The organism is Amycolatopsis sp. NBC_00438 (assembly GCF_036026695.1).
GTDB lineage: Bacteria > Actinomycetota > Actinomycetes > Mycobacteriales > Pseudonocardiaceae > Amycolatopsis.
The window spans coordinates 2,635,613-2,658,695 of sequence record NZ_CP107923.1; the positions used below are offsets into that span (position 1 = coordinate 2,635,613).

Consider the following 23,083-nt stretch of genomic DNA (forward strand, 5'->3'; position numbering starts at 1 on the left):
CAGAGTCCCTCAAGGAGGCCTTCACGGCTTTCCGGGGGTGCGAAGGAGGCGACGAAAGTCGCTGGGCGGGTGCGGCAGGATCTGCCCATGCGTGTCGTGCGTGTGGTGCTTCTCGTCCTCGCCCTGCTGGTCGCCGTCGCGGTGCCGGCGTCCGCCGGCGGGCACCTGCCGAAGTGGGAGCTGAGCGCCACCGGCGTCACCGCCCAGTTCCGCGGCCTGTCCGCGGTCGGCGCCCGCGTCGCCTGGGTCAGCGGTACGCAGGGCACCGTGCTGCGCACCGTCGACGGCGGCCGGAGCTGGAAGTCCGTCGGCCCGCCCGGCACCGGCACCCTCGAGTTCCGCGACATCGAGGCCTTCGACGCCGAGCACGCGGTGATCCTGTCGATCGGCCCCGGCGCGGACTCCCGCGTCTACCGGACCGACGACGCCGGCGCGCACTGGCGCCAGACGTTCCAGAACACCGACGCCGCGGCCTTCTACGACTGCCTCGCCTTCTTCGACCCGTGGCGCGGCCTGGCGATGAGCGACCCGGTGGACGGCAGGTTCCGGATGGAGGCCACCTTCGACGGCGGCCGCAGCTGGCGCCAGGTCCCCGACAGCGGCTTCCCGCCCGCGCTGCCCGGTGAGGCCGGGTTCGCCGCCAGCGGCCAGTGCGTCACCACCTCGGGCCCGTTCGACGCCTGGCTGGCCACCGGCGGCGGCGCCACCGCCCGCGTCCTGCACTCCGGCGACGGCGGCCGCCACTGGACGGCTTCCGGCACGCCGTTGCCGAGCAGCCCGTCGGCCGGCGTGTTCGCCCTCGCCTTCCGCACCCCGTGGCAGGGCGTCGCGATCGGCGGCGACTTCGCCGCGCCGACCGCGCCCGGCCCCGCCGTCGCGCTGTCGAACGACCGCGGCCGCACCTGGCGCACCCCGGAGCAGTACCCCGCCGGGTACCGCTCCGGTCTGGCCTGGCGCGGCGGCACGGTCCTGGCCGTCGGCCCCGGCGGCAGCGACCTCAGCCCCGACGGCGGCCGGCACTGGACTTCGTTCGACGCCGGCAGTTTCGACAGCGTGGACTGCACGCCGCTCGGCAGCTGCTGGGCCAGCGGCGCCGGCGGCAGGGTCGCCCGGCTGGGCTAGAGCACCTGCCCGGTCGGGCGGACCATGATCTCGTTGACGTCCACGTGTGGCGGCTGCTGCAGCGCGTAGAGCACGGCCCGGGCGATGTCGTCCGGCTCCAGTTTCGGCTTCTTGCGCTGCTCGTCGCTGAGGATGTCGGTGTCGGTGATGCCCGGCTGGACCAGCGTGACCCGCACACCGGTGCCGACGGCCTCCTCGCGGATCGCCCCGGCCATCCCGGTCACCGCCCACTTCGTCACCGAGTACAGGCTCGCGTTGCGGATGTAGCGGCCGGCGACCGAGCCTGTGATCAGCAGGTGCCCGGACGTCTCCCGCAGCGCGGGCAGGGCCGCGCGGGCGGTGTAGGCCGCGCCGAGCACGTTGGTGAGGACCATCTCCTCCCACTGGCGCGGGTCGGGATCGTCGTCGCCGAAGAACGACGTCCCGACGCCGATCCCGGCGTTGCCGAACGCCGCGTCGAGCCGGCCGAACCGCCGCACCGTCTCGGTGACGGCGCCGGAGACGCTCGGCCAGTCCGCGACGTCGGCGCCCAGCGCCAGCGCCCGGTCTTCGCCGAGCTCGGCCGCCAGAGGAGCGACGGACTCCGCCTTGCGGGACACGAGCGCGACCTTGAAGCCGGACGCGGCGGCCAGGCGCGCGGTCGCGGCACCCAGCCCGCGGGAGGCGCCGGTGATGAGGAGAACACGATCATCCATGCCTCCAGGCTAGGGAGGATTCACGGCGTCAGCACGAGACGGCCGCGCAGCCCGCCCGCGGCCAGCCGTTCGTGCGCCTTCGCCGCGTCGGACAGGGGCAGCACGTCCGCGACGCGCAGGGGGAGGACACCCTCGGACGCCATCCGGGCCAGCTCGGCCAGCCGGGTGCCGTCGGCGCGGATCCAGACGCCGCGGACCCGGACGCCGCGCAGCGGGATCGGCGCGGCCCCCGCGGCGAACGCGACGAACTCACCGCCGCCGCGGACGGCGTCGAGCGCGTCCAGCCCGAGCAGCGCGGGGTCGAGGACCGCGTCCACGCCGCCGGGCACCACCGCGCGCACCCGATCGCCCAGGGACGGCCCGCGCCGCACGAACTCGTCCGCGCCGAAGGCTCTGACCTGCGCTTCGTCGGAGGATCCGGCCACGGAGACCACGCGCAGCTTCCGGGCGTGGGCCAACGCGACGGCGTAGCCGCCGACCGCACCCGCCGCGCCGGTGACCAGCAGCGTCCCGGTGGTGTCGACGAGGTCCAGGGCCTGGGCCGCGGTCAGGGCGTTGAGCGGCAGCGTCGCCGCCTCGGCGGGGGAGACGCCGGCCGGTGCGGGCGCCACGGCCGACGCGTCGAGCACGATCCACTCCGCGTAGGCGCCGAGCGGGGTCGCGAGCCGGTCGCGCAGCCCGATCACCGCGTCGCCGGCCCGGAAGCCGACGTCTTCGCCGACGGCGTCGACCTCGCCGGCGACGTCCCAGCCCAGGCCGAGCACGTCCCGCGGCGGGACGACGCCGGCCTCGGTGAGCAGCCCGGACCGGGTCGCGGCGTCGACCGGGTTGACCGCGGCCGCCGCCACCCGGATCCGCACCTGACCGGGGCCCGGCGCCGGCACCGGGACCTCGGCGGACTCCAGGACTTCGGGACCGCCGAACCGGCGGACCACCATCGCGCGCATCTTTCGCTCCTTCGCGGGCCGGATCTTCCCCGCGAACCTATGGGGAGCTACTCTCCGATGGGAAGTAAGTACCCGCAGGTTCCCCCCGTACCAGGAGGTTCGCCCGGTGCCCACGCGCACGGCGGAACAGAAGCGGCTGGCCGAAAAGGCCGCCTACGACGCCTACCTCGCGGCCTGCCCGACCCGGAAGCTGCTCGACGAGATCGCCGGCAAGTGGGTCAGCCTCGTCCTGGTGGCGCTCGGTGACGGCCCGATGCGCTACAGCGACCTTTCGCGGCGCATCGCCGGGGTCAGCCAGAAGATGCTCACCCAGACCCTGCGGGTGCTCGAACGCGACGGCCTGCTGCACCGCGAGGTGACCCCGTCGGTGCCCGTCCGCGTCGACTATTCCCTTACGCCGCTGGGGGAAAGCCTCCGTGCGCTGATGTCCGCGTTCAAGGACTGGGCCGAGGCGAACTTCGACGAGGTCAGCACCGCCCGCGCCGGTTACGACGCGCGTACACCGGACCTCACGATCGGGCCGGGCGGCGCGGGCTAGTCTCTACCGGTGTCCACCGCACGCGCCGAACGGCTGGTCAATCTGGTGCTGGCCCTCCTGTCCACCCGGCAGTTCCTCACCGCCGAGCGGATTCGCGGCATCGTGCCCGGATACGGCGACGCGGCCAGCGACGACGCCTACTTCCGGATGTTCGAGCGGGACAAGACCGAGCTGCGCGAGCTCGGCATCCCCCTGGAGACCGGCCGCAACTCCGCCTTCGACGCCATCGAGGGCTACCGCATCGCCCGCCGCGACTACGAGCTCGGCGAGATCGACCTCGCCCCCGACGAAGCCGCCGCGGTCGCGCTGGCGTCCCGGCTGTGGGACTCGCCGGAGCTGACCGGGCAGGCCCAGGGCGCCCTGGTGAAGCTGCGCGCGGCCGGCCTCGAAGTCGACGACCAGGCCCCGACCGTCGTCGAGCCCCGCGTGCGCGCCGAACCGGCGTTCGGGCCGCTGCTCGCGGCGGTCCAGAACGGTCAGGCCGTGCGCTTCGAATACCGCCGCAGCGGCTCGCCGGAGCGCATCATGCGCACCCTCGAACCGTGGGGCGTGGTGTCGTGGAAGGCCCGCTGGTACGTCGTCGGGCACGACCGCGACCGCGGCGCCACCCGCTGCTTCCGCCTCTCCCGCGTCACCGGCCAGGTCCGGCCCGTCGGGAAACCGGGCGCCGTGCAGCGCCCCGAAGGCGTCAACCTGCTGCAGCTGGTGTCGGCCACCAGCGGGGCGTCCGAACCCTCGCCGGTCACCACCGCGCGGCTCTGGGTCGCCGACGGCCGCGCCGCCGGGGTCCGCCGCCGCGGCACCGTCATCGGGCGGTCCAGTGTCGACGGCCAGGAGGGCGACCTCGTCGAGATCGGCCTCTACTTCCCGGAGTCGGCCGCCGACTGGATCACCTCGCAGGGCCCCGACGTCGTCGTGCTGGAGCCCGACGTGCTGGCCAAGACCGTCCAGGACCGGCTGGAAGCCGTCGTCGCCCGGCAGCAGCAGGGGAGTGTCCGATGAGCGGCTCCGGCGACCGGATGCCCCGGCTCCTCGCGCTCGTGCCCTACCTGCTGGCCCGGCCCGGGATCCGCGTCGACGAGGCCGCGCACGACTTCGACGTCACGCCGAAGCAGCTGCGCAAGGACCTCGAGCTGCTCTGGATGTGCGGGCTGCCCGGCTACGGCCCCGGCGACCTGATCGACCTGTCCTTCGAGGGCGACACGATCGTCGTCACCCACGACGCCGGGATGAGCCGCCCGCTGCGGCTCACCGGCGGCGAGGCGACCGCGTTGCTGGTCGCGCTGCGGGCGCTGGGGGAGACCCCGGGCGTGGTCGACGGCGACGCCGTCCGCCGGTCCATCGCCAAGATCGAGTCCGCCGCCGGGCAGGCCCAGCCGGCCGGGGTGGTCGTCGGCGGCGGGGTCCGCGAGGGCAAGAAGACCGCGCGGACCCGCGAGGAGGTCGCCCGGGCGCTGCAGGCCGGGCGGGCGCTGCGGATCCGCTACTACACCGCGTCGAAGGACCAGATCACCGAGCGCACGGTCGACCCGATGCGGCTGCTGATCGTCCAGGCCGTGGGTTACCTGGAGGCCTGGTGCCGCCGCGCCGAGGGCGTGCGGCTGTTCCGGCTGGACCGGATCGACGAGCTGACCGTGCTCGACGAGCCGTCCCGGCCGCCCGCGCACGCCCACCCGACCGACATCTCCGACGGGGTTTTCCGCGAGCGTCCCGATCAGCGGGAGGCCGTCCTGGTCCTCGACCCGGACGCACGCTGGGTAGCCGAGTACTACCCGTGCGAAGAGCTCGACGAGCTCGACGGCGGCCGCCTCCGGATCCGGATGCGCTACGCCGACCAGTCCTGGATGGTGCGCCTGGTGCTGGGCCTGGGCGGGGAAGCGCTGGTCGAGAGCCCGACCGACCTCGCGTCCGACGTCGGCCGCCGGGCCGCCGACGCGGTGGCCCGAGCCCGTCACCTTCCGTCAACCTGCGACCACTAGGCTGGCCGCGTGCCGTACCTGCCCACCATCGTGCTCGCCGCCGCCGGCCTGCTGCTGCTCGTGTTCCTGCTGGTGCGCACCGCGCGGGTCTTGCGTGCTTTCAAGCAGACCGCAAGCATGGTGGCTACGAACACCCAGGACCGGGCCGGACTCGTCCGCGCCCGGTCGGCAGCGTTGCGCGTCGCGTTCGCGCAGCGCCGCCGGAACCCGGAAAACCAGTAACATCCCTACCAGACGCAGATAGGAGGCCACCATGCTGAACGGATTGCAGCCGTGGCATTTGATCATCTTGGTGCTCGTCGTCGTGCTGTTGTTCGGGGCCAAGAGGCTTCCCGACGCGGCCCGGTCCATCGGCAAGTCCATGAAGATCTTCAAGGCCGAGACCAAGGACCTCACCGGCGAGCACAAGGCCGCCGCGGCCGAGGACGCCGAGCCGGTCGAGACGAAGCAGATCCCGGCCACGCCGGTCGTTCCCGCCGCCCCGTCGGCCACCGACCAGCAGGTCGCGGACCTGCAGCGGCAGCTCGACGAGCTGAAGAGGCAGCAGCAGGCGCCGGCCGCCGAGCAGAAGAACGCCAGCTGAGCCAGCCCACCACCGGTCCCTGGTCCACGGAGCGCGTCTAGCCAGGCGCGCTCCGGCGGACACCGACGAGAACGGAAACCCCAGTGGCGGAAGCCGCCTCCGGAAACGGGGAGAAGAGCGGCTCGAAGCGGCGCAAGCGCGGCCGCCGAGCCAACCCCGACGGCACGATGACGCTCATCGAGCACATCTACGAGTTCCGCCGTCGCCTCGGCCTGGCGCTGCTCGCCGTCGTCATCGGCGGGATCCTCGGGTTCATCTGGTTCGGCACGAAGGTCGGCCCGATCCCGTCTCTCGGTGACCTCGTCAAGGACCCGTACTGCGCCATCCCGCCGAGCCGGCGGCTCGACAGCGCGGCGGGGTGCCGGCTGCTGCAGACGGTGCCGTTCGAGGCCTTCATGACCCAGCTGAAGGTCGGCCTCGCGGCGGGCGCGGTGCTGCTCTCCCCGGCCTGGCTCTACCAGATCTGGGCGTTCATCGCCCCGGGCCTGTACACGAAGGAACGCCGCTACGCGCTGACGTTCGTCTCGTTCGCGTCGGTGCTGTTCGCCGCGGGCGCGGTGCTCGCCTACATCCTCTTCCCGCACGCCCTGCAGCTGCTGATGGGCTTCGGCCAGGACGCGTTCGTCACCGCCCTCACCGCGGACAAGTACATCTCGTTCCTGCTGTCGCTGCTGATCATCTTCGGGATCAGTTTCGAGCTGCCGCTGCTGGTGGTCATGCTCAACCGCGTCGGCGTGGTCAAGTACGTCCAGCTGAAGCGGTGGCGCCGCGGCATCGTGTTCGCGCTGTTCGTCTTCGCCGCGTTCGCCACGCCCGGCTCCGACCCGTTCTCGATGCTCGGGCTCGCCGCCGCGCTGACCGTGCTGTTCGAGATCTCCGTGCAGATGGCGCGGTTCCACGACCGCAAGAAGGACAAGCTCCGGTCCGAAGAGGGCTGGGACAAGCTGGCCGACGACGAGGCCGCGCCGTTCGACTACACGCCGAGCAAGGTCGACGACGAGCCGTCCACGCCGACCGCTTCCGGCGGCCGGTCGTCCGGCACCGACGACATCACGTAGTGGGGATCCACGCCGCGCTCGCCGTGCACCCGGCCTCGGGGCACGGCGCCGCCGCCCGGATCGCGGACACGGTCGCCGCACGGCTCCGCACCGCCGTCGACCGCCTCGACGTGCTCGTCGCCAACTCGGTCGAGGAGTCCCGTGAGCTGATGCGGACGTCGCACGACGCGGGTCTCGACGTCCTGATCGTGCTCGGCGGTGACGGCGCGGCCCACCAGGGTGTCCAGTTCTGCGCGAACCACGACGTCGCGCTCGGCCTCGTCCCGGCGGGCACCGGCAACGACTTCGCCCGCGCCCTCGGCGTCCCCGGTGAGGCCCTTCCGGCGGTCGACGCGCTGGTCGCGGCACTGAAGTCCGGCTCGCGCCGGCGCATCGACCTGGGCCGCGCCGGCGACACCTGGTTCGCGACCGTGCTGTGCGCGGGGTTCGACGCGAGCGTCAACGAACGCGCCAACCGGATGCGCTGGCCGTCCGGCCCGCGCCGCTACGACCTGGCGATCCTCGCCGAGCTGGCCGCGTTCCGGTCCCGCCCGGTGGTCGTGGACACCGGCACCGGACGCCTGGAGCTCGACGCGACCCTGGTGGCGATCGGCAACACCCGCTTCTACGGCGGCGGCGTGCCGATCTGCCCGACCGCCGACCCCGAGGACGGCGTCTTCGACGTCACGGTCATCGGCGACGTGACCCGCCGCAGCCTGATCCGCATGCTCCCCGGCCTGCGCACGGGCAACCACGTGACCCACCCGGCGGTCCGCACGCTGCGAGCCCGCTCGGTGACCCTGACGGGCAACACCTGGCCCGCCTACGCCGACGGCGAGCCCCAGGGCACCCTGCCGGTGACGGTCAACTGTGTCCCCGGCGCGCTGACGGTCTTGGCCGCTCAGTGATCCCCTGACGGCGCGCAAGCGCTTAGTAACCCCCGGCCTCGCCGACGAGCTCCCGGAACCGCGCGGGCGCCATCAGCTGCCCCTGCGCCAGGTAGACGCCGCCACAGCGGTGGCAGAACCACCCCTGCTGCCACAGCGCCTGCGCGGCCGGGATCCCGGCCCGGCGCCGCCGGTACTCCCGCACCCGCCGCACGTAGAGCCAGATCAGCGTCCCGGTGGCGCCGAACACGCACACCGACGGCAGCGAAAGCAGCGCGAACCCCAGTACCAGCCCGCCGGTGCCGCCCGGGGGAGGGTCGTCGACCGCGGAGAACGGCAGCCACAGGAAACAGCTCCCGACCATCAGGAGCAGCACCACCCCGGCGACCAGCCCGCCGCTGCGCCGCCGCGGCGGGAACGGATCGAGGGCCCGCGCGACCCCCGTGACGGTCACCCCGGAGACCTCGCTGCTGGTGTAGATCACCCCGTCCCCGGCGGGCACGGCGACCGTCGGGCCCTGGCCGCGGTAGTAGGAGTGCCCGCCGTAGTAGACCGCGGGCACGTGCTGGACCTGGTCCAGCTGCCCGCAGCTCGGACAGGGTGCGGTCATGACGTCCTCCTCATCGCCGGTCCGACGGCCGGGCGAAGGAGTCGGTTCCCCCGAGACGTGGGCCCGGTGATGTGTATAACGACCTATACGTTCGGGGCTGTGTCGGGCCTCCGGCCCGATCAACGACGAACACACCGGCGAGGACAGGGGAGCCCGGAACTACGTCACGCCACGCCGTTGGTCACGCCGCGTGCAAACTGTCGGGGGTGTGTGGAACCCTGACGGAGTGGCCAGTAGCCCTTCTCCTTCCCCGGCCGAGGCCTATGCGGCCTCCGCGCGCCGGGGGAAGCACCCCCAGCTGACCCGCTTCGCGGCGGAGTCCTCCTTCGAGTTCGACGACTTCCAGATCCGCGGGTGCGAGGCCCTCGAGGGCGGCCACGGTGTGCTCGTGTGCGCGCCCACCGGGGCCGGCAAGACGATCGTCGGCGAGTTCGCCGTGCATCTGGCGCTGGCCGAGGGCCGCAAGTGCTTCTACACCACGCCGATCAAGGCGTTGTCGAACCAGAAGTACGGCGACCTGGTGGCCCGGTACGGGGCGGACGCGGTGGGCCTGCTGACGGGGGACACCTCGATCAACGGCAACGCCCAGGTGGTCGTGATGACCACCGAGGTGCTGCGCAACATGCTCTACGCCAAGTCCTCGACGATCACCGACCTCGGGTACGTCGTGATGGACGAGGTGCACTACCTCGCCGACCGGTTCCGGGGCGCGGTGTGGGAAGAGGTGATCCTGCACCTGCCCGAGCACGTCCGCGTGGTCGGGCTGTCGGCGACGGTCAGCAACGCCGAGGAGTTCGGCGAGTGGCTGGTCGAGGTGCGCGGGGACACCGCCGTCGTGGTGGACGAGCACCGGCCGGTGCCGTTGTGGCAGCACATGCTGGTGGGCAACCGCCTCATGGACCTGTTCGCCGGTGAGGACGTCCACGGCCCGGACGCGGAGCTGCGCATCAACCCGACCCTGCTGCGCCGCACCGAGGAGATCGGCCGGCAGTACGCGCCCGCGGGGTTCCACGGGCCGCGTGGCGCCCGGCGGGGCGGACCGCGGATGCCGCGGTTCCGGCCGCCGTCGCGGGTGGACGTCGTGGAGCAGCTGGACCGGGCCGGGCTGCTGCCCGCGATCGTGTTCATCTTCTCCCGGGCCGGCTGTGACGCCGCGGTCACCCAGTGCGTGCGGGCCGGGCTGCGGCTCAACGGGCCCGATGAGGTCGACGAGATCCGCCGGGTCATCGAGGACCGCACGTCCGAGCTGCCCGAGGGCGACCTGGGCGTGCTGGGCTATTGGGAGTGGCGGGAGGCGCTGGAACGCGGCATCGCCGCGCACCACGCCGGGCTGCTGCCGGCGTTCAAGGAGACCGTCGAGGAGCTGTTCGTGCGCGGCCTGGTGAAGGCCGTGTTCGCCACCGAGACCCTCGCGCTCGGCATCAACATGCCCGCCCGAACGGTCGTCCTCGAGCGACTGGTCAAGTACAACGGCGAGGCGCACGTCGACCTGACACCGGGGGAGTACACCCAGCTGACCGGCCGGGCCGGGCGGCGCGGCATCGACGTCGAGGGCCACGCCGTGGTCTCGTGGCAGCCGGGGGTCGACCCGAAGCAGGTCGCCGGGCTGGCCTCGACACGGACCTATCCGCTGCGCTCGTCGTTCCGGCCGGGCTACAACATGGCGGTGAACCTGGTCTCCCAGGTCGGCGCGGGGCAGGCTCGTGACCTGCTGGAGCAGTCGTTCGCGCAGTTCCAGGCCGACCGGTCGGTGGTCGGCCTGGCCCGCCGGATCGAGCGGAACAAGGAAGCCCTCAAGGGGTACACCAACGCGGTGACCGGGGATTTCGCGGAGATGCTCGAGTACGTCGAGCTGCGCGCGAAGATGTCGGCGCGGGAAAAGGCCTTGTCGCGGCAGAACACCACCGTGCGGCGCGCGGACACGGCGGATTCGCTGGAGAAGCTGCGCAAGGGTGACGTCATCGCGGTGCCCGCGGGCCGGCGGGCCGGGCTCGCCGTGGTCGTGGATCCCGGGCTCGACCCGATCCGCGAGCCGCGCCCGGTCGTGGTGACCGAGGACCGGTGGTCCGGGCCGTTGTCGGTGGCGGACTTCCCGGCGCCGGTCGAGGCTTTGGGCCGGATCAAGCTGCCCAAGCACATCGAGCTGCGCTCGCCGAAGACCCGTCGCGACATCGCGACGACGTTGCGCGGTGCCGGGATTTCCTTGCCCGGCAGGCAGAAGCGGCGGTCGGGGGCCAATGAGGACGGTGAGCTGGCGGCGCTGCGGCGGGCGTTGCGGTCGCACCCGTGCCACGGTCTGGCCGAGCGGGAAGCCAACCTGCGCTGGGTGGAGCGGTACCAGCGGCTGGCCGGCGAAACCGAGCAGCTCGAGCGGAAGGTCGCGGCGACCACGCACTCGCTGGCCCGCGCGTTCGACCGGATCCTCGCGCTGCTGGGGGAGCGCGGTTACCTCGGACCTGAGTCCGCCGGTGACGGCGAGGACCGGGTCACCGAGCACGGCCGCCGGCTGACCCGGTTGTACAGCGAGTCGGATCTGCTGGCCGCGGAGTGCATCCGCAACGGCGTGTGGGAGAACCTCGGTCCGGCCGAGCTGGCCGCGGTCGTCTCGACGCTGGTGTTCGAGGCGCGCCGGGACACGGCGGGGGAGCCGCGGTTGCCCGGTGGCGCGGTGCCCGAGGCATGGGAAGAGACCGCGCGGCTGTGGGTGGAGCTGACCGAGGACGAGCGGCGGCACCGGCTCGACCGCACGCGGGAGCCCGACGCCGGGTTCGCGTGGCCGGTCTACCGGTGGGCGCGTGGTGAGTCGCTGGAGAAGGTGCTCACGGCGGCCGAGGCGAACGGCCAGGAGCTGTCGGCGGGGGACTTCGTGCGCTGGTCGCGTCAGGTGATCGACCTGCTCGACCAGATCCGCGACGTGCTGGGCCGGGCGGACCCGGTGGGCGCGACGGCCGCCGAGGCGGTCAAGGCGCTGCGCCGTGGTGTGGTCGCCGCGGGTGCGGCGTGAGCTCGGTGTGAGGCTTGGGCCGGTCGGCGCAGCGGGAGAGCGTGGTCGCGTGTGCTGGGCCCGGACCTGTGGTTGGATCGGCCACGAACCGTGCGTACGCGGCTCGGCGGCGATATCGGGCTGGGCAATGAGATGAACGAAGCAGGCGGAGGCAGACGATGAGCACGCCGTATGGCGGCAACGACCCACAGCAGCCCCAGTACGGGCAGCAGCCGGGCGGCGCGTACCCGCCGAGCGGCCCGCAGGAACAGCCCCAGTGGGGGCAGCAGCAGCCGCAACAGCCGCCGTACGACCCCAACCAGCCGCAGCAGCCGTGGGGTCAGCCGCAGCAGCCCCAGCAACCGCAGCAGTGGGGTCAGCAGCCCGGTGGGTACACCCCGCCGCAGCAGCCGCAGTGGGGCCAGCAGCCGCCGCCCTACGGGCAGCAGCCCGGTGGCGGGTATCCGCAGAGCGGACCGCAGGCGCAGCCCGGGTACGGCCAGCAGCAGCCGGGCGGGCAGTACCCGCAGAGCGGGCCGCAGGCCCAGCCCGGGTACGGGCAGCAACCGCCCGGGGGGCAGGGCCAGTACGACTACGGCCAGCAGCAGTTCCCCGGCGGCGCCGCCGCTCCCGAAGGGGAGAAGCCGGCGAAGTCGAAGAAGGGCCTGCTGATCGGCATCGTGGTGCTGGTCGTGGTGGTCGCGGTGGTCGGCATCCTCGGTTTCGTCGCACCCGGGTTCTTCAAGACGCAGGTCTTCAACAACACCCAGATGCAGACGGACGTGCAGAAGCTGCTCTCCGACACCTACAAGATCGACGGCGTCACCGGCGTCACCTGCCCGGCCGAGCAGAAGGTCGAGGACGGTGCGAAGTTCGAGTGCACCGCCACGATCGGCGGCAAGCCGCAGCAGATCCCGATCACGGTGAAGGGCGACGGCGGCAACTACGAGGTGTCCCCGCCCGCCACCAAGTAGCGTTTGACGTCCGGCCGAGTCCGGTCGCCGCGAATTGCGGTGGCCGGACTCCGTCGTCTCCGGAGATGATCCGGGGATGACCGACTTCGAGATCCGGACGCTGCGCGACGACGAGCACCGCGCCGCGAGCACCCTCTTCCGCGCCACCGTGCACGTGCCGCCGTCCGACGACAAGGACTGGGAACGCGCCGCGCGCGCCTACCAGTCCGGCGGCACGATCGGGGTGTTCGACCCGGACTTCATCGGTACCGCCCGCGCGTTCGACGCCGAGCTGACGGTGCCGGGTGGTGCGCGGCTGCCGATGGCCGGCGTGACGGGTGTCGGTGTCCGCGCCGACCGGACGCGCCGCGGCGTGCTGCGCGCGATGATGGCCACCCAGCTGGCGGACTTCGCCTCGCGCGGCGTGGTGTTCGCGAACCTGCTCGCTTCCGAGGCGCTCATCTACGGCCGGTACGGCTACGGCCTGGCGACGCGCAGCCGGACCTACAGCGTCGACCGGCACCGCGCGCGGCTGCGGCCGGACGCGCCCGCCGCCGGGGAGATCGAGCTGCTGGAGCTGGACGACGCCATCGCGGCCCTGCCGGGCGTCTACGAGCGCATCGAGCACCGGCCCGGGATGATGACCCGCCCGGAGGTGCTGTGGCGGCTCTACGAGAACCACCTCCGCCGCAGCACCGATCCGGTGAAGGCGATCGTGCACCACGGCCCGGACGGGCCCGACGGTTACGCCCTCTACGTCGTCGGCGGGCTGCAGGCCCACCCGTGGACCAAGACCCTGGAAGTGTGGGACATGTTCACCGGCACGCCGGCCGCGCTGGCCGGGTTGTGGCGGTTCCTGCTCGGCATCGACCTGGTGGACCGGATCGTCGCCGAGGAACGGCCGTTGGACGAGCCGGTCGAGCTGATCCTGGCCGATCACCGCCGGGGCAACGTCGATCGCGTCGAGGACGAGCACTGGCTGCGGCTCGTCGACGTCCCGAAGGCGTTGGCCGCCCGTGAGTACGGCCACGCCGCGCCGGTCGTCGTCGAGGTCACCGATCCGTTGCTGCCGGCCAACTCCGGCACCTACCGGATCACGCCGGACGGCGCCGAGCGCACCGGGGGACCGGCCGCGCTCGCGCTTGACGTCACCACGCTCGCGATGCTCTACCTCGGCACCTGGCGCGCCTCGGCGCTCGCCGACGCCGGCCGGATCGAGGTCCGCGACCCGGCCGCCCCCGCGGCCGCCGACGTCCTGTTCAGCACGCGCGTCCAGTCGTGGTGCGGTAGCTTCTTCTGAGTCCGCACCGCCGGGGGTGAGCACCTTGACCAGGCGTTTCCTCGTGGTTCTCGGTTTGTGCTGCGTGCTCGCCGGCACCGCCTGCGACGCGCCGGCCGAGCCGGTCCCGACGCCGGTGCTGCCGACGCGCAGGACGCCGGCGCCTGCGAGTGCGCCCGCGAAGGTGCTCGACCCGGCCGCGGTCGGCGACGGCGTCCGGAAGATCCTCCTCGAGAGCTTCCGCATCGCCGACGTCGACGGCGTGACCTGTCCCGCCGGTCAGCCGGTCGTCATCGGGCGGGCGTTCGCCTGCACGGCCGAGATCGGCGGTACGGCGAAACGGATCCCGATCACCGTGCTCGGTACCGACGGCCGCTACCGCGTGGATCCGCCGGGCTGACCGCCGGCGGAAAAGGGAATGCCGGGAGGCGGGCGTCCCGGCATGATCGGGCCCATGACCGCCTTCGACGTCCGCCCCATCACCGAAGACGAGCGGCGCAGCACGTTCGACCTGCTGGGCCGCGCGCTGCACAGCAACCGCGTCAGCGACGAGGACTGGGCCCGCTACGGGGAGTCATGGCCGGCCGAGCACAAGTTCGCCGCGTTCGACGGCGAGACGCCGATCGGCATCACGAGCTCGTACGACACCGAGATCGCCGTGCCCGGCGGGCGCACGCTCGGCGTCGCCGCGGTCGACGGGGTGGGGGTGCGCGCCGACTGGACCCGCCGCGGTGTGTTCAGCGCGCTGATGACCGCACAGCTGGCCGACGTCGCCGCGCGCGGCCTGCCGCTGGCCGCGCTGCACGCGAGCGAGCCGACCATCTACGGCCGCGCCGGCTACGGCTCCGCGACGCTCGGCAAGACGGCCTGGATCCCGCGGCCCGCCGCGCGCCTGCACGAGCGCGTCCCGGCCGCCGGGAGCGTCCGGATGCTGACGCCGGACGAGGCCGTGAAGGAGATTCCCGGGCTGTATCAGCGGATCGGGCTGCACCGGGCCGGCATGATGGGCCGGCCGGACCTGTGGTGGGCGATCGCGCACGACCGGCTCGTCGGCCCGGACGGCCACCACGTCGTGGCCGTCCACAGTGGACCGGACGGGGACGACGGGTTCGCCGTCTACCTCACCGTCGACCGCCGCACCCTCGAGTCCCCGGACGAAGGCGTCGTGCTGAAGGTCCGCGAGCTGCACGCGGCAGACCCGGTCGCGCGCGCCGCGCTCTGGCGGTTCCTGCTGTCGGTGGACCTGGTCTCCGGGATCCGCGCCCGGTTCCGCCCGGTCGACGAGCCGCTCGCGCCGATGATGGCCGACTACCGCCACGCCCACACCGCCGACGTCGAGGACGACCTGTGGCTGCGCCTGGTCGACGTCGCCACCGCGCTCGACGCGCGCGCCTACCGCGACGTCGCTCCGGTCGTCCTGGCCGTGACCGACCGGAAGCTGCCCGCCAACACGGGCACCTACGAGGTCGGCCCGGCCGGCGCCCGTCGCACCGGCGCCGCCGCGCACCTGACGCTGGACGTCGACACGCTCGCGATGCTGTACCTGGGGGAGTGGAGCGCGTCCGCGCTGGCCGAAGCCGGCCGGATCACGGTCCACGACCCGGCCGCGGCGGCCCGGGCGGACGAGCTGTTCACCACCATCACCGCACCCTGGTGCGGCACGTACTTCTAGGGCCGCGCGCGCGGCCCTAGGAACCCGGCAGGGCCTCGATGAGCCGGTCGACGGACTTGCCGAGGTTCCAGCGCTCGGCCAGTTCGGCGACGCGGTCCGGGTCGGCGGGCTTGGCGGGCACCTTGTCGGAGCGGGACTGCTCCACGGGCGCGTCGACCGCGACCCGGACGACGGTCGGCGCGACCGCCAGGTAGTCGGCGGCGTCGGCCAGCCGCAGCCGCGTCTTCAGCGGGACGCGGGAATCGCTCGCCGCCGAGGCCTTCAGGAGCGCGTCGAGCGAGCCGAACTCGGTGATCAGCTTGGCCGCGGTCTTCTCGCCGATCCCGGCGACACCCGGCAGCCCGTCCGACGGGTCGCCGCGCATCATGGACATGTCCGCGTACGCGGCGCCGGCGGTCTTGCGGGGCACGCTGTAGCGCTCGGCGATCTCGTCGGGGCCGAGCACCTCGGCCTTCGCCCAGCCCTTGCCGACGTAGATGACCGACGCCGGGGTCGGCTCGTCGCGCACGAGCTGGAACAGGTCGCGGTCACCCGTGATGACCTCGACCGCGTCCTTCTTCTCCCGGTGGGCCAGGGCGCCGATGACGTCGTCGGCCTCGTAACCCGCCGCCTCCGCGGTGGCGAACCCGAACGCCTCCAGGACCTCGAGGATGATCGGCACCTGCGGCGTCAGTGTGTCGGGCACCTCTTCGACGTCGGGAGCCTTGCCCTTCGTCTCCTCGGCCACCCGGTGGGCCTTGTAACTGGGCAGCAGATCGGTCCGGAACTTCGGCCGCCAGTCCGCGTCCAGGCAGCACACCAGCCGCGACGGGCGCCGGTCGGTGAGGATCCGCGCGATCGTGTCGGCGAACCCGCGCACGGCGTTCACCTGGGTGCCGTCGGCGGCGCGCATCGAGTCGGGCAGGGCGAAGAACGAGCGGAAGTAGAGGCTCGCGGAGTCGAGCAGCGCAAGGGGTCCGGTCACCCGTACAGCCTGCCACGCGCCGCCGCCGCCGACCGGCATGCCACGCGCCACCCAGCACGGTGGGAGGCGCGGTCATGGTGTGTATAACGACCTATACGTCGGGCCGCTGGTGGAATACCAGCAAGCCGACATCAGCCAAAAGAAGCAGCGACCGGCGCAGGGGAGTAGCAGCCGCCACAGCCCCGGCATGTCGCGGGCCCGGGCGAGTGGATCACCCGGACCGCCCGGCTAGGCTCGCCCCATGTCGCGCCGTTCCCTCCACACGCCCGCCCCCGACGCCGCAGCCCTTCGCGCCCGGCTGGACCGCGCCCGCACCGCCGCGGCCGCCGCGGACACCGACGCCCTGCTGATCGCGCCCGGCTCCGACCTGCGCTACCTGATCGGCCAGGCCGGCGGCTCGTTCGAGCGCCTCACCACCCTCGTCGTCCCGGCCGACGGGACGCCCGCGCTGGTCGTGCCGAAGCTGGAGGCGCCCGGCTACGCCGACGTGCCGACCGACGAGCTCGGGGTCGAACTGCTGACCTGGGTGGACGGCGACGACCCGTACAAGCTCGTCGCGGACCGGCTCGGCAAGACCGGCCGCGTCGCGGTCAGTGACTTCACCCCGGCGCTGCACGTGCTGGCGCTGCGCGCGGCGCTCGGCGAGGCCGAGCAGACCCTGGCCGGCCCGGTCGTGCGTGAGCTGCGGATGCGCAAGGACGCCGCCGAGATCGCATCGCTGCGGGACGCCGGCGCGGCCATCGACCGGGTGCACGCCCGCGTCCACGAGTGGCTGCGGGCCGGGCGCACCGAGGCCGAGGTCGGCGCGGACATCGCCGCGGCGATCGTGGAGGAGGGGCACGTCCAGGCGGACTTCGTGATCGTCGGGTCCGGTCCGAACGGCGCCAGCCCGCACCACGACGTCTCCGGCCGCGTCATCAACAAGGGTGACGTCGTGGTGGTCGACATCGGCGGTCCGCTGCCGGCCGGTTACAACTCCGACTCCACCCGCACCTACTCGGTCGGTACGCCGCGTGACGCCGACGTCGTCGAGACCTACGCCGTGCTGCAGCGTGCCCAGGCCGCCTCGGTCGCCGCGGTGAAGCCGGGTGTCACGGCCGAGCAGGTCGACGCCGCCGCGCGCGACGTCATCACCGAGGCCGGGTTCGGCGAGTACTTCATCCACCGCACCGGTCACGGCATCGGCCTGGACGTGCACGAGGAGCCCTACATCATCGCGGGCAACACGCTGCCGTTGGAGCCGGGCATGGCGTTCAGCGTCGAGCCGGGCATCTACCAGGCGGGCCGGTGGGGCGCCCGGATCGAGGACATCGTGATCGTCACGGCGGACGGCGTCGAGTCCGTCAACAACCAGCCGCACGAACTCGTTGTGCTGGACGCATGACCACCGGTGGCCTGGAGCCGCTCGACCAGTCGATCGTCGAGGAACTCGCGGCCGACGGGCGCCGCAGCTTCACCGATCTGGCCGAGCGGGTCGGCCTCTCGGTGTCGGCGGTGCACCAGCGGGTGCGCCGGCTCGAGCAGCGCGGGGTGATCCTCGGGTACACCGCGCGGCTCGACGGTGAGCAGATCGGGCTGCCGCTGACGGCCCTGATCTCGCTGACGCCCAACGACCCGGGCGCGCCCGACGACTACCCGCAGCGGATCCAGCACATCAAGGAGATCGAGTCCTGCTACTCGGTGGCCGGCGACGAGTCCTACATCCTGCTGGTGCGCGTCCAGTCGCCGCTGGCGCTGGAGGACCTGCTGCGCCGGATCCGGGAGGCCGCGAAGGTGTCGACCCGTACGACGGTCGTGCTCTCTACGCCGTTCGAGGGACGTTCGCCGACGTTCTGACGGTGGCGCGGCGTCCGGTCGCCGGGGGACTGGTACGGTAAAAGGTATGGCAACACGTAAGGTGACTCTTTCGCTGGACAGCGGGGCCTTGGACTTCGCCGAACGCGCGGCGAAAGCACACGGGATCTCGGTCTCGTCCTGGCTGTCAAAGGCGGCCCGGCGCGAGGCGGTACGCACGGGCTACACCCCGCAGAAGCCGGAACCGGCCGTCGCGGAGATCGACGAGGCCGAGCGCACGGCGGCGGAAAAGGATCTGCGTGCGCAGGGGTGAAGTCTGGACGTACCACCCCCCGACCGATCCGGCCCGGCAGCGCACAGTCGTGCTGCTGTCCTCGGACGGGGTGAACGAGTCCGAGCGCCCCTGGCTGCTCGGCACCGAACTGCTCGACCGCGACCCGCAGGACATCCTCGGCGTGGCCGTCGACGCCCGCTACTGGGTGTCCACGCTGAACCTCACGAGGCTCTACCGCCCGTGGTTCGACGAGCGCCTCGCGGAGATCGACCAGGAGGTCCAGGAGCGCATCGACATCGCACTCCGAGCAGCCCTCGATCTTTAAGTGTATAACGCCCTATACCGCGGGGCGATTTTCAAAGACCTTGCGGCCCGGCAGGTGCACACGGAACGACTCAACCCTGCCCAAGAGCAGGGAAGTCGTCAGCGGGCGACGACCTCCGGGGCCGCGTGCAGCTTGCCGTCCGCGCCCGCGAGGCAGGAGGCGTTGCCTTCGCGGGTGGCCATGAACTCCGTGAGGCAGTTGGCGATCGCGGTGTGGCCGGCGGCGTTGGGGTGGAACGACTCCTGCAGCGCGTGGCCCGCCCGGTCGGCCTGGCTGAGGTCGGCGAGCTGGAGTGTCAGGCGGGTGAACCACTCGGTCGCGGGGTTCGCGCCGCCGCTGCACGCTTCGTGCTTGACGCCGGCCTTGGCGAGGTCCAGGAACCGGGCGCCGGTTTGCTGTGCGGCCGTCTTGAGCCCGGAGGAGAGGACGCCGATGCCGGTCTGGGAGATCCAGCGCAGGTCTTCAACCCGGAACGGGCAGCCGTTGAGGCTGCGGAGTTCTTCGGGGACGTCGGGGCCGATCGGGGCGGCGTAGGACTGCAGGATCAGCTGGTAGTCGGCGGGGACGTAACCCGCTTGGGCCAGTACTTTCTGCACGTCGGTGACGGCGGCGGTCACCTTGGGGACCATCGCGTCCACTTTGGACTGCCAGGTTTGCTTGAGCGCGGTGCTGCACGGCGGGCCGCCGGGGTCGAACCAGGCTTTGAAGCAGTCGGTGACCTGGTTGGAGAACTTCGGTTCGTCGTTGGCGCCGACCGCGATCACGACGGCGGCGACGCGGTGGTCCTTGACGAGTGCGGCCAACTGCTGGGCTTGTGAGCCTTCGGTCCACTGCTTGACGCCGCCGAGGGCGACCTGGCCGGCGGGTGCGCCGGAGCAGGCGAGGTTGACGTGGGCGGTGATGCCGGGGACGGCGATCTTTTCGACGAAGGCGTTGGGGGAGCGGTGGCACCAGTCGCCGGCTTGGCCGTTGGTGGTGGGGGTGTATTGGCCGGCGCCTTCGCCGGAGGCGGTGCTGTCGCCCATCGCGACGACGGTGAGGGGGCCGGTGCCGGGTGGGCCTTGGCGGGGTTGTGGTTGTCCGGGTTTGCTTTCGGAGCCGAAGAAGACGAAGAGACCCACCAGGAGGGCCACGCTGACGAGGACCAGCGCCCCCCAGTACCACCGAAGTCGTCGCATCACGGCTGATTCTACGGATCAGGTGATCGGTGCCGGGGTCGGCCACCGTGCGTGACCGGTCACACGGGCGCCCAGGTCCGGGTCAGTCCGGCGAGTGACTTCGTGAGGGCTTCGAGGCTGAGTCCGCGGTCGCGCAGCCAGTGCCGGACTTGTTCGGCCGAGAGGGCGGCCAGCAGGACGTCGGCGGCGATCTCCGGGTCGGGGGCGCCGCCGACTTCGAGGAGGTGGTGGCAGTGCCGCCGCCAGAGGGTGTGGGTGCCGGTGCGGAACCGGGCGCCGGTCGTGGCGGTTTCGGACAGCAGGACGAGGTCGAGCTGCCGGTCGAGGAGTTCGAGGTAGGCCTCGATGAACGCGGCGAGCCGGTCGGTGGGTGGGGCGTCCGGGCCGAGTGGGGGTGGTCCGGTGAGGATGCGTTGCTGCAGTTCGCGTTCGCGTTCGTCGAGCAGGGCCATGGCGAGTCCGGCTTTGTCGCCGAAGCGGCGGTAGAGGGTGCCTTTGCCGACTCCGGCGGCGGTGGCGACGTCGTCCATGGTCACGGCGTCGACGCCGTGTTCGGCGAAGAGGGTTTCGGCGGCGTTGAGTACCCGGATCCGGTTGCGGGCGGCGTCGGCGCGTTCGCGTACGGGCGCGCCGAGTAGCGGCAGTTCGGTCGGCGTTGACGAAGCGGACTCGGGTCCGCTAACGTTCGAAGACATAAGCGGACTCTAGTCCGAATTCTGGTCCGGCGGAAGCCGACACCCCTTCGAGGAGCCTCGTCATGCCCGATCTGCTGCACATTTCCGCCTCTCCTCGTGGGGAAGAGTCCGAATCGCTGCGCTTGGCAGCTACTTTCCTGGACACCTACCGCGCGGTCCATCCGGGCGCCGAGATCGACGAGTGGGACCTGTGGGACGGCTCGCTGCCCGAGTTCGGGCCCGCCGCGGCGGGCGCCAAGATGACGGTCTTCGGTGGCGGTACGCCGCAGGGTGAGCAGGCCGTCGCGTGGCGGGCGGCGCGTGACGCGTTCGCCCGGTTCGATGCCGCCGACCGGATTCTGTTCAGCGTGCCGATGTGGAATTCGGGGGTGCCGTACGTGCTCAAGCAGTTCGTCGACGTCGTGTCCCAGCCGGGCTGGGTGTTCGGGGTCGACGCCGCGACCGGGTACGAGCACCTGCTGGCCGGGCGCGGTAAGCGTGCCGCGGTCGTCTACACGAGCGCGGTGTGGGGGCCGGGGCTCGGGCGGGAGTTCGGGGAGGACTTCCAGGCGCCGTTCTTCACCGGCTGGCTGAACTGGACGGGCATCGAAGACGTGACGGAGATCCGGTTCCACCCGACGCTGACCGGTGACGCGGCGGAGCTGGGCCGGATCGCGCACGAGGCCGCCCGGGACGCGGCGAAGTCGTTCTAGCCGGCTTCGGTGAGGTCCGTGGTGGCGGCGAGCCGGACGGCGACGTCGGTGATCGTGTGCCGGGCCGGGTTGTCGTTGCCGGGCAGCCACACCAGTTCGGTCCGGGCGATGTCGCCCTCCAGGGGCACGAAGGCTACGCCTGTGCGCCGCAGGCTGTGGGACGAGCGGGTCAGCCGGGTGACGCCGACGCCGGCGGCGACGAGCCCCAGTAGTCCTTGCACGGTCGCGGCGCGCTGGACGACGCGGGGGGTGTAGCCGGCGGCGGCGAAGTCGTCGTCGTAGCTGCGGTGCCAGGGTTCCCAGTTGCTGCGTGGGGTCAGGACCCACGGTTCGTCGGCCAGGTCGGCGAGGGTGAGGGTCGCGCGGCCGGCCAGGGGGTGGTCTTCGGGCAGGACGGCGCAGACCTCTTCGGTCATCAGGGTCTGTGAGGTCAGGTCGTCGACCAGGGGTGGCCGGGTGAAGGCGAGGTCGAAGTGGTGTTCGCGCAGGCCGTCGACGAGTTCGGCGATGGCGGCTTCGGCGGTGTGGACCTCGAGGTGGGGGAAGTGTTCGCGGACGGCGCGGACGATGGGCGGCAGCAGGTAGTTCGCGGTGGTGGTGAGGAAGGCGAGCCGGATGGTGCCGATTTCGCCGCGTACGGCCCGGCCGAGGGTCGCGACGGCTTCGTCGGCTCGGGTGAGCACGGCCCGGGCTTCGGGCAGGAACAGGGTGCCGACGGCGGTGAGGCGGGTGCCGCGGGCGTCGCGGTCGAACAGCCGGGCGCCGAGGGTGCGTTCGAGCACGGTGATCTGCTGGGACAGGGACTGCTGGGCGATGTGGAGGCCGGTGGCGGCGCGGGTGAAGCTGGTTTCGTCGGCGACGGCGACGAAGTAGCGCAGCTGCCGCAGCTCGGGGGTCACAGGCTGGGACTGTAGCCGTGTCAGGACATCGGTGTTGGCGCCGCGTGCGTGATCTTCCGCAGGATGGCGGGAGGAAGCGCACTGGGAGGACCACGGAGATGACGAACACGGACGGCCGCGTCTGGCTGATCACCGGCTGCTCTTCCGGCTTCGGCCGGGAGGTTGCGCTGGCCGCTCTCGCCGCCGGCGACCGGGTGCTGGCCACGGCCCGGCGGCCGGAGACCTTGACGGACCTGGAGGAGGCGGGTGGTGACCGGGTCCGGACGGCGGCTCTGGATGTCACCGACGCCGGTCAGGTCGACGCCGCCGTGAAGGCCGCGCTGGAGGCGTTCGGCCGGATCGACGTTGTGGTCAACAACGCCGGCAACGGTTCGGTCGGCGCCGTCGAGGAGCTGACCATGGCCGAGCTGCGTGGCCTGATGGAGGTGATGTTCTTCGGCGCGGTCGAGGTGACCAAGGCGGTGGTGCCGCACCTGCGCGCGCAGGGGAGCGGGACGGTCGTGCAGATCAGTTCGATGGGCGGGCAGCTGTCGATGCCGGGCTTCGGGGCGTACTGCGCGGCGAAGTTCGCGCTGGAAGGGCTTTCGGAGGCTCTCGCGGCGGAGGTGGCGCCGTTCGGGGTGCGGGTGCTGATCGTCGAGCCGGGTGCCTTCCGCACGGAGTTCGGCGGCGGCCGCATGCACCGCTCTCGCACGATCGACGCCTACGCGGTGTCGACGTCGGGTACGCGCGGGGCGGTCGAGGAGATGGACGGCACTCAGCCGGGTGATCCGGTGAAGGCGGCCGCGGCGATCGTGCGCGCGGTGGACCGCGAGGACGCCCCGTTGCGGCTGGCGTTGGGCGCGGACGCCGTGGAGGCGATCCGGGGACACCACGAGTCGCTGGCGGCGGATTTGGCCGCCTGGGAGGACGTCAGCCGTTCGACCGCGCTGGGGTAAGCCGTGAATGGCCCATCGAGGGACTCTGAGTCCCTCGAT

General features: G+C 72.4%; 26 protein-coding genes. 19 read left to right on the forward strand and 7 right to left on the reverse strand.

All coding sequences use genetic code 11. From position 1 onward, the window contains the following. Nucleotides 1–96 precede the first annotated feature (96 nt). Nucleotides 97–1,122: a WD40/YVTN/BNR-like repeat-containing protein gene (locus OG494_RS12335; RefSeq protein WP_328458928.1), complete on the forward strand. Its 1,026-nt coding sequence runs from the start codon at nt 97–99 to the stop codon at nt 1,120–1,122. Here the strand turns inward: OG494_RS12335 and OG494_RS12340 are convergent. Both OG494_RS12340 and OG494_RS12345 read right to left on the reverse strand, forming a co-directional pair. Next, nucleotides 1,119–1,817, reverse strand: coding sequence for an SDR family oxidoreductase (locus tag OG494_RS12340; protein ID WP_328455076.1), 699 nt, complete (start codon nt 1,815–1,817; stop codon nt 1,119–1,121). The two genes, OG494_RS12335 and OG494_RS12340, sit on opposite strands and share 4 nt — an antisense overlap. A 20-nt stretch (nt 1,818–1,837) precedes the next feature. Then, on the reverse strand, nt 1,838–2,764 hold the full coding sequence (locus OG494_RS12345; RefSeq protein ID WP_328455078.1) for an NADP-dependent oxidoreductase: 927 nt from the start codon (nt 2,762–2,764) through the stop codon (nt 1,838–1,840). A gap of 106 nt (nt 2,765–2,870) precedes the next feature. On the opposite strand from OG494_RS12345, the gene OG494_RS12350 reads away from it, so the two are divergent. From OG494_RS12350 to OG494_RS12380, 7 genes are all read left to right on the forward strand, one after another. Further along, nucleotides 2,871–3,302, forward strand: a complete 432-nt coding sequence (locus OG494_RS12350; RefSeq protein ID WP_328455080.1) for a winged helix-turn-helix transcriptional regulator — start codon at nt 2,871–2,873, stop codon at nt 3,300–3,302. Nucleotides 3,303–3,311: 9 nt separating this feature from the next. Then, nucleotides 3,312–4,304: a helix-turn-helix transcriptional regulator gene (locus OG494_RS12355; RefSeq protein WP_328455082.1), complete on the forward strand. Its 993-nt coding sequence runs from the start codon at nt 3,312–3,314 to the stop codon at nt 4,302–4,304. Then, nucleotides 4,301–5,281: a helix-turn-helix transcriptional regulator gene (locus tag OG494_RS12360; RefSeq protein WP_328455084.1), complete on the forward strand. Its 981-nt coding sequence runs from the start codon at nt 4,301–4,303 to the stop codon at nt 5,279–5,281. The genes OG494_RS12355 and OG494_RS12360 overlap by 4 nt, the downstream gene beginning before the upstream one ends. Nucleotides 5,282–5,290: 9 nt before the next feature. Further along, complete coding sequence (locus OG494_RS12365; RefSeq protein ID WP_328455086.1) at nt 5,291–5,503, forward strand: bacteriophage holin; 213 nt, start codon at nt 5,291–5,293, stop codon at nt 5,501–5,503. Nucleotides 5,504–5,534: 31 nt separating this feature from the next. Next, nucleotides 5,535–5,864, forward strand: a complete 330-nt coding sequence (gene tatA / locus OG494_RS12370; protein ID WP_328455088.1) for a Sec-independent protein translocase subunit TatA — start codon at nt 5,535–5,537, stop codon at nt 5,862–5,864. Nucleotides 5,865–5,947: 83 nt separating this feature from the next. Continuing rightward, nucleotides 5,948–6,922: a twin-arginine translocase subunit TatC gene (gene tatC / locus OG494_RS12375; protein WP_328455090.1), complete on the forward strand. Its 975-nt coding sequence runs from the start codon at nt 5,948–5,950 to the stop codon at nt 6,920–6,922. Then, nucleotides 6,922–7,809: a diacylglycerol/lipid kinase family protein gene (locus OG494_RS12380; RefSeq protein WP_328455092.1), complete on the forward strand. Its 888-nt coding sequence runs from the start codon at nt 6,922–6,924 to the stop codon at nt 7,807–7,809. Before tatC ends, OG494_RS12380 begins: the two co-directional genes overlap by 1 nt. Before the next feature lie 22 nt (nt 7,810–7,831). On the opposite strand, the gene OG494_RS12385 is transcribed toward OG494_RS12380, so the two are convergent. Beyond that, nucleotides 7,832–8,398 carry a hypothetical protein gene (locus OG494_RS12385; RefSeq protein WP_328455094.1) on the reverse strand — a complete coding sequence of 189 codons (567 nt, stop codon included), beginning with the start codon at nt 8,396–8,398 and terminating at the stop codon, nt 7,832–7,834. Between the two features lie 226 nt (nt 8,399–8,624). Here OG494_RS12385 and OG494_RS12390 point away from each other — a divergent pair, with 226 nt between their 5' ends. The 5 genes from OG494_RS12390 (at nt 8,625) to OG494_RS12410 (ending at nt 15,285) form a co-directional block, all read left to right on the forward strand. Then, nucleotides 8,625–11,402, forward strand: a complete 2,778-nt coding sequence (locus tag OG494_RS12390; protein WP_328455096.1) for a DEAD/DEAH box helicase — start codon at nt 8,625–8,627, stop codon at nt 11,400–11,402. Nucleotides 11,403–11,560: 158 nt separating this feature from the next. Beyond that, a complete protein-coding gene (locus OG494_RS12395) occupies nt 11,561–12,355 on the forward strand; it encodes a DUF4333 domain-containing protein (RefSeq protein ID WP_328455098.1) in 795 nt (264 codons plus the stop codon). Between the two features lie 76 nt (nt 12,356–12,431). Next, nucleotides 12,432–13,634 (forward strand): GNAT family N-acetyltransferase, encoded by a 1,203-nt coding sequence (locus OG494_RS12400; protein ID WP_328455100.1) that lies wholly within the window; start codon nt 12,432–12,434, stop codon nt 13,632–13,634. A 25-nt stretch (nt 13,635–13,659) separates the two neighbouring features. Further along, nucleotides 13,660–14,013 (forward strand): DUF4333 domain-containing protein, encoded by a 354-nt coding sequence (locus tag OG494_RS12405; RefSeq protein WP_328455102.1) that lies wholly within the window; start codon nt 13,660–13,662, stop codon nt 14,011–14,013. A 54-nt stretch (nt 14,014–14,067) separates the two neighbouring features. Beyond that, a complete protein-coding gene (locus OG494_RS12410) occupies nt 14,068–15,285 on the forward strand; it encodes a GNAT family N-acetyltransferase (RefSeq protein WP_328455104.1) in 1,218 nt (405 codons plus the stop codon). Between the two features lie 16 nt (nt 15,286–15,301). Here OG494_RS12410 and OG494_RS12415 read toward each other — a convergent pair whose 3' ends face one another. Beyond that, nucleotides 15,302–16,249 (reverse strand): 5'-3' exonuclease, encoded by a 948-nt coding sequence (locus OG494_RS12415; RefSeq protein ID WP_328455106.1) that lies wholly within the window; start codon nt 16,247–16,249, stop codon nt 15,302–15,304. Nucleotides 16,250–16,490: 241 nt separating this feature from the next. Here OG494_RS12415 and OG494_RS12420 point away from each other — a divergent pair, with 241 nt between their 5' ends. From OG494_RS12420 to OG494_RS12435, 4 genes are read left to right on the forward strand one after another with little or no spacing between them, the layout of a single operon-like run. Next, entirely contained in the window at nt 16,491–17,633 is a 1,143-nt protein-coding gene (locus OG494_RS12420) for a M24 family metallopeptidase (protein WP_328455108.1), read from the forward strand. After that, entirely contained in the window at nt 17,630–18,085 is a 456-nt protein-coding gene (locus tag OG494_RS12425; protein ID WP_247051868.1) for an Lrp/AsnC family transcriptional regulator, read from the forward strand. The genes OG494_RS12420 and OG494_RS12425 overlap by 4 nt, the downstream gene beginning before the upstream one ends. Before the next feature lie 46 nt (nt 18,086–18,131). Then, nucleotides 18,132–18,356 carry a hypothetical protein gene (locus OG494_RS12430; protein ID WP_328455111.1) on the forward strand — a complete coding sequence of 75 codons (225 nt, stop codon included), beginning with the start codon at nt 18,132–18,134 and terminating at the stop codon, nt 18,354–18,356. Then, on the forward strand, nt 18,343–18,642 hold the full coding sequence (locus OG494_RS12435) for a hypothetical protein (protein ID WP_328455113.1): 300 nt from the start codon (nt 18,343–18,345) through the stop codon (nt 18,640–18,642). The genes OG494_RS12430 and OG494_RS12435 overlap by 14 nt, the downstream gene beginning before the upstream one ends. Before the next feature lie 98 nt (nt 18,643–18,740). On the opposite strand, the gene OG494_RS12440 is transcribed toward OG494_RS12435, so the two are convergent. Together OG494_RS12440 and OG494_RS12445 are read right to left on the reverse strand one after the other, a co-directional pair. Continuing rightward, the gene (locus tag OG494_RS12440) at nt 18,741–19,820 is read right to left on the reverse strand and encodes a GDSL-type esterase/lipase family protein (protein ID WP_328455115.1); all 1,080 of its coding nucleotides are present in this window, start codon (nt 19,818–19,820) and stop codon (nt 18,741–18,743) included. Nucleotides 19,821–19,879: 59 nt separating this feature from the next. After that, nucleotides 19,880–20,515, reverse strand: coding sequence for a TetR/AcrR family transcriptional regulator (locus OG494_RS12445; protein ID WP_328455117.1), 636 nt, complete (start codon nt 20,513–20,515; stop codon nt 19,880–19,882). 62 nt (nt 20,516–20,577) lie between these two features. Here OG494_RS12445 and OG494_RS12450 point away from each other — a divergent pair, with 62 nt between their 5' ends. Beyond that, nucleotides 20,578–21,207 (forward strand): FMN-dependent NADH-azoreductase, encoded by a 630-nt coding sequence (locus OG494_RS12450; RefSeq protein ID WP_328455120.1) that lies wholly within the window; start codon nt 20,578–20,580, stop codon nt 21,205–21,207. Here OG494_RS12450 and OG494_RS12455 read toward each other — a convergent pair. Then, the gene (locus tag OG494_RS12455) at nt 21,204–22,106 is read right to left on the reverse strand and encodes a LysR family transcriptional regulator (RefSeq protein WP_328455121.1); all 903 of its coding nucleotides are present in this window, start codon (nt 22,104–22,106) and stop codon (nt 21,204–21,206) included. The two genes, OG494_RS12450 and OG494_RS12455, sit on opposite strands and share 4 nt — an antisense overlap. Nucleotides 22,107–22,204: 98 nt before the next feature. Between OG494_RS12455 and OG494_RS12460 the strand changes: the two genes are divergently transcribed. Next, nucleotides 22,205–23,044 (forward strand): oxidoreductase, encoded by an 840-nt coding sequence (locus OG494_RS12460; RefSeq protein WP_328455122.1) that lies wholly within the window; start codon nt 22,205–22,207, stop codon nt 23,042–23,044. Nucleotides 23,045–23,083: the final 39 nt, after the last annotated feature.

Bases quoted from the DNA above. Each gene is read 5' to 3' on its own strand.
- OG494_RS12360 (WP_328455084.1), top strand. From the start codon at position 4,301: ATGAGCGGCTCCGGCGACCGGATGCCCCGGCTCCTCGCGCTCGTGCCC.
- OG494_RS12400 (WP_328455100.1), top strand. From the start codon at position 12,432: ATGACCGACTTCGAGATCCGGACGCTGCGCGACGACGAGCACCGCGCC.
- OG494_RS12425 (WP_247051868.1), top strand. From the start codon at position 17,630: ATGACCACCGGTGGCCTGGAGCCGCTCGACCAGTCGATCGTCGAGGAA.
- OG494_RS12345 (WP_328455078.1), bottom strand. From the start codon at position 2,764: ATGCGCGCGATGGTGGTCCGCCGGTTCGGCGGTCCCGAAGTCCTGGAG.
- OG494_RS12340 (WP_328455076.1), bottom strand. From the start codon at position 1,817: ATGGATGATCGTGTTCTCCTCATCACCGGCGCCTCCCGCGGGCTGGGT.
- OG494_RS12420 (WP_328455108.1), top strand. From the start codon at position 16,491: ATGTCGCGCCGTTCCCTCCACACGCCCGCCCCCGACGCCGCAGCCCTT.
- OG494_RS12460 (WP_328455122.1), top strand. From the start codon at position 22,205: ATGACGAACACGGACGGCCGCGTCTGGCTGATCACCGGCTGCTCTTCC.
- OG494_RS12385 (WP_328455094.1), bottom strand. From the start codon at position 8,398: ATGACCGCACCCTGTCCGAGCTGCGGGCAGCTGGACCAGGTCCAGCAC.
- OG494_RS12440 (WP_328455115.1), bottom strand. From the start codon at position 19,820: ATGCGACGACTTCGGTGGTACTGGGGGGCGCTGGTCCTCGTCAGCGTG.
- OG494_RS12445 (WP_328455117.1), bottom strand. From the start codon at position 20,515: ATGTCTTCGAACGTTAGCGGACCCGAGTCCGCTTCGTCAACGCCGACC.
- OG494_RS12395 (WP_328455098.1), top strand. From the start codon at position 11,561: ATGAGCACGCCGTATGGCGGCAACGACCCACAGCAGCCCCAGTACGGG.
- tatA (WP_328455088.1), top strand. From the start codon at position 5,535: ATGCTGAACGGATTGCAGCCGTGGCATTTGATCATCTTGGTGCTCGTC.
- OG494_RS12450 (WP_328455120.1), top strand. From the start codon at position 20,578: ATGCCCGATCTGCTGCACATTTCCGCCTCTCCTCGTGGGGAAGAGTCC.
- OG494_RS12430 (WP_328455111.1), top strand. From the start codon at position 18,132: ATGGCAACACGTAAGGTGACTCTTTCGCTGGACAGCGGGGCCTTGGAC.
- OG494_RS12410 (WP_328455104.1), top strand. From the start codon at position 14,068: ATGACCGCCTTCGACGTCCGCCCCATCACCGAAGACGAGCGGCGCAGC.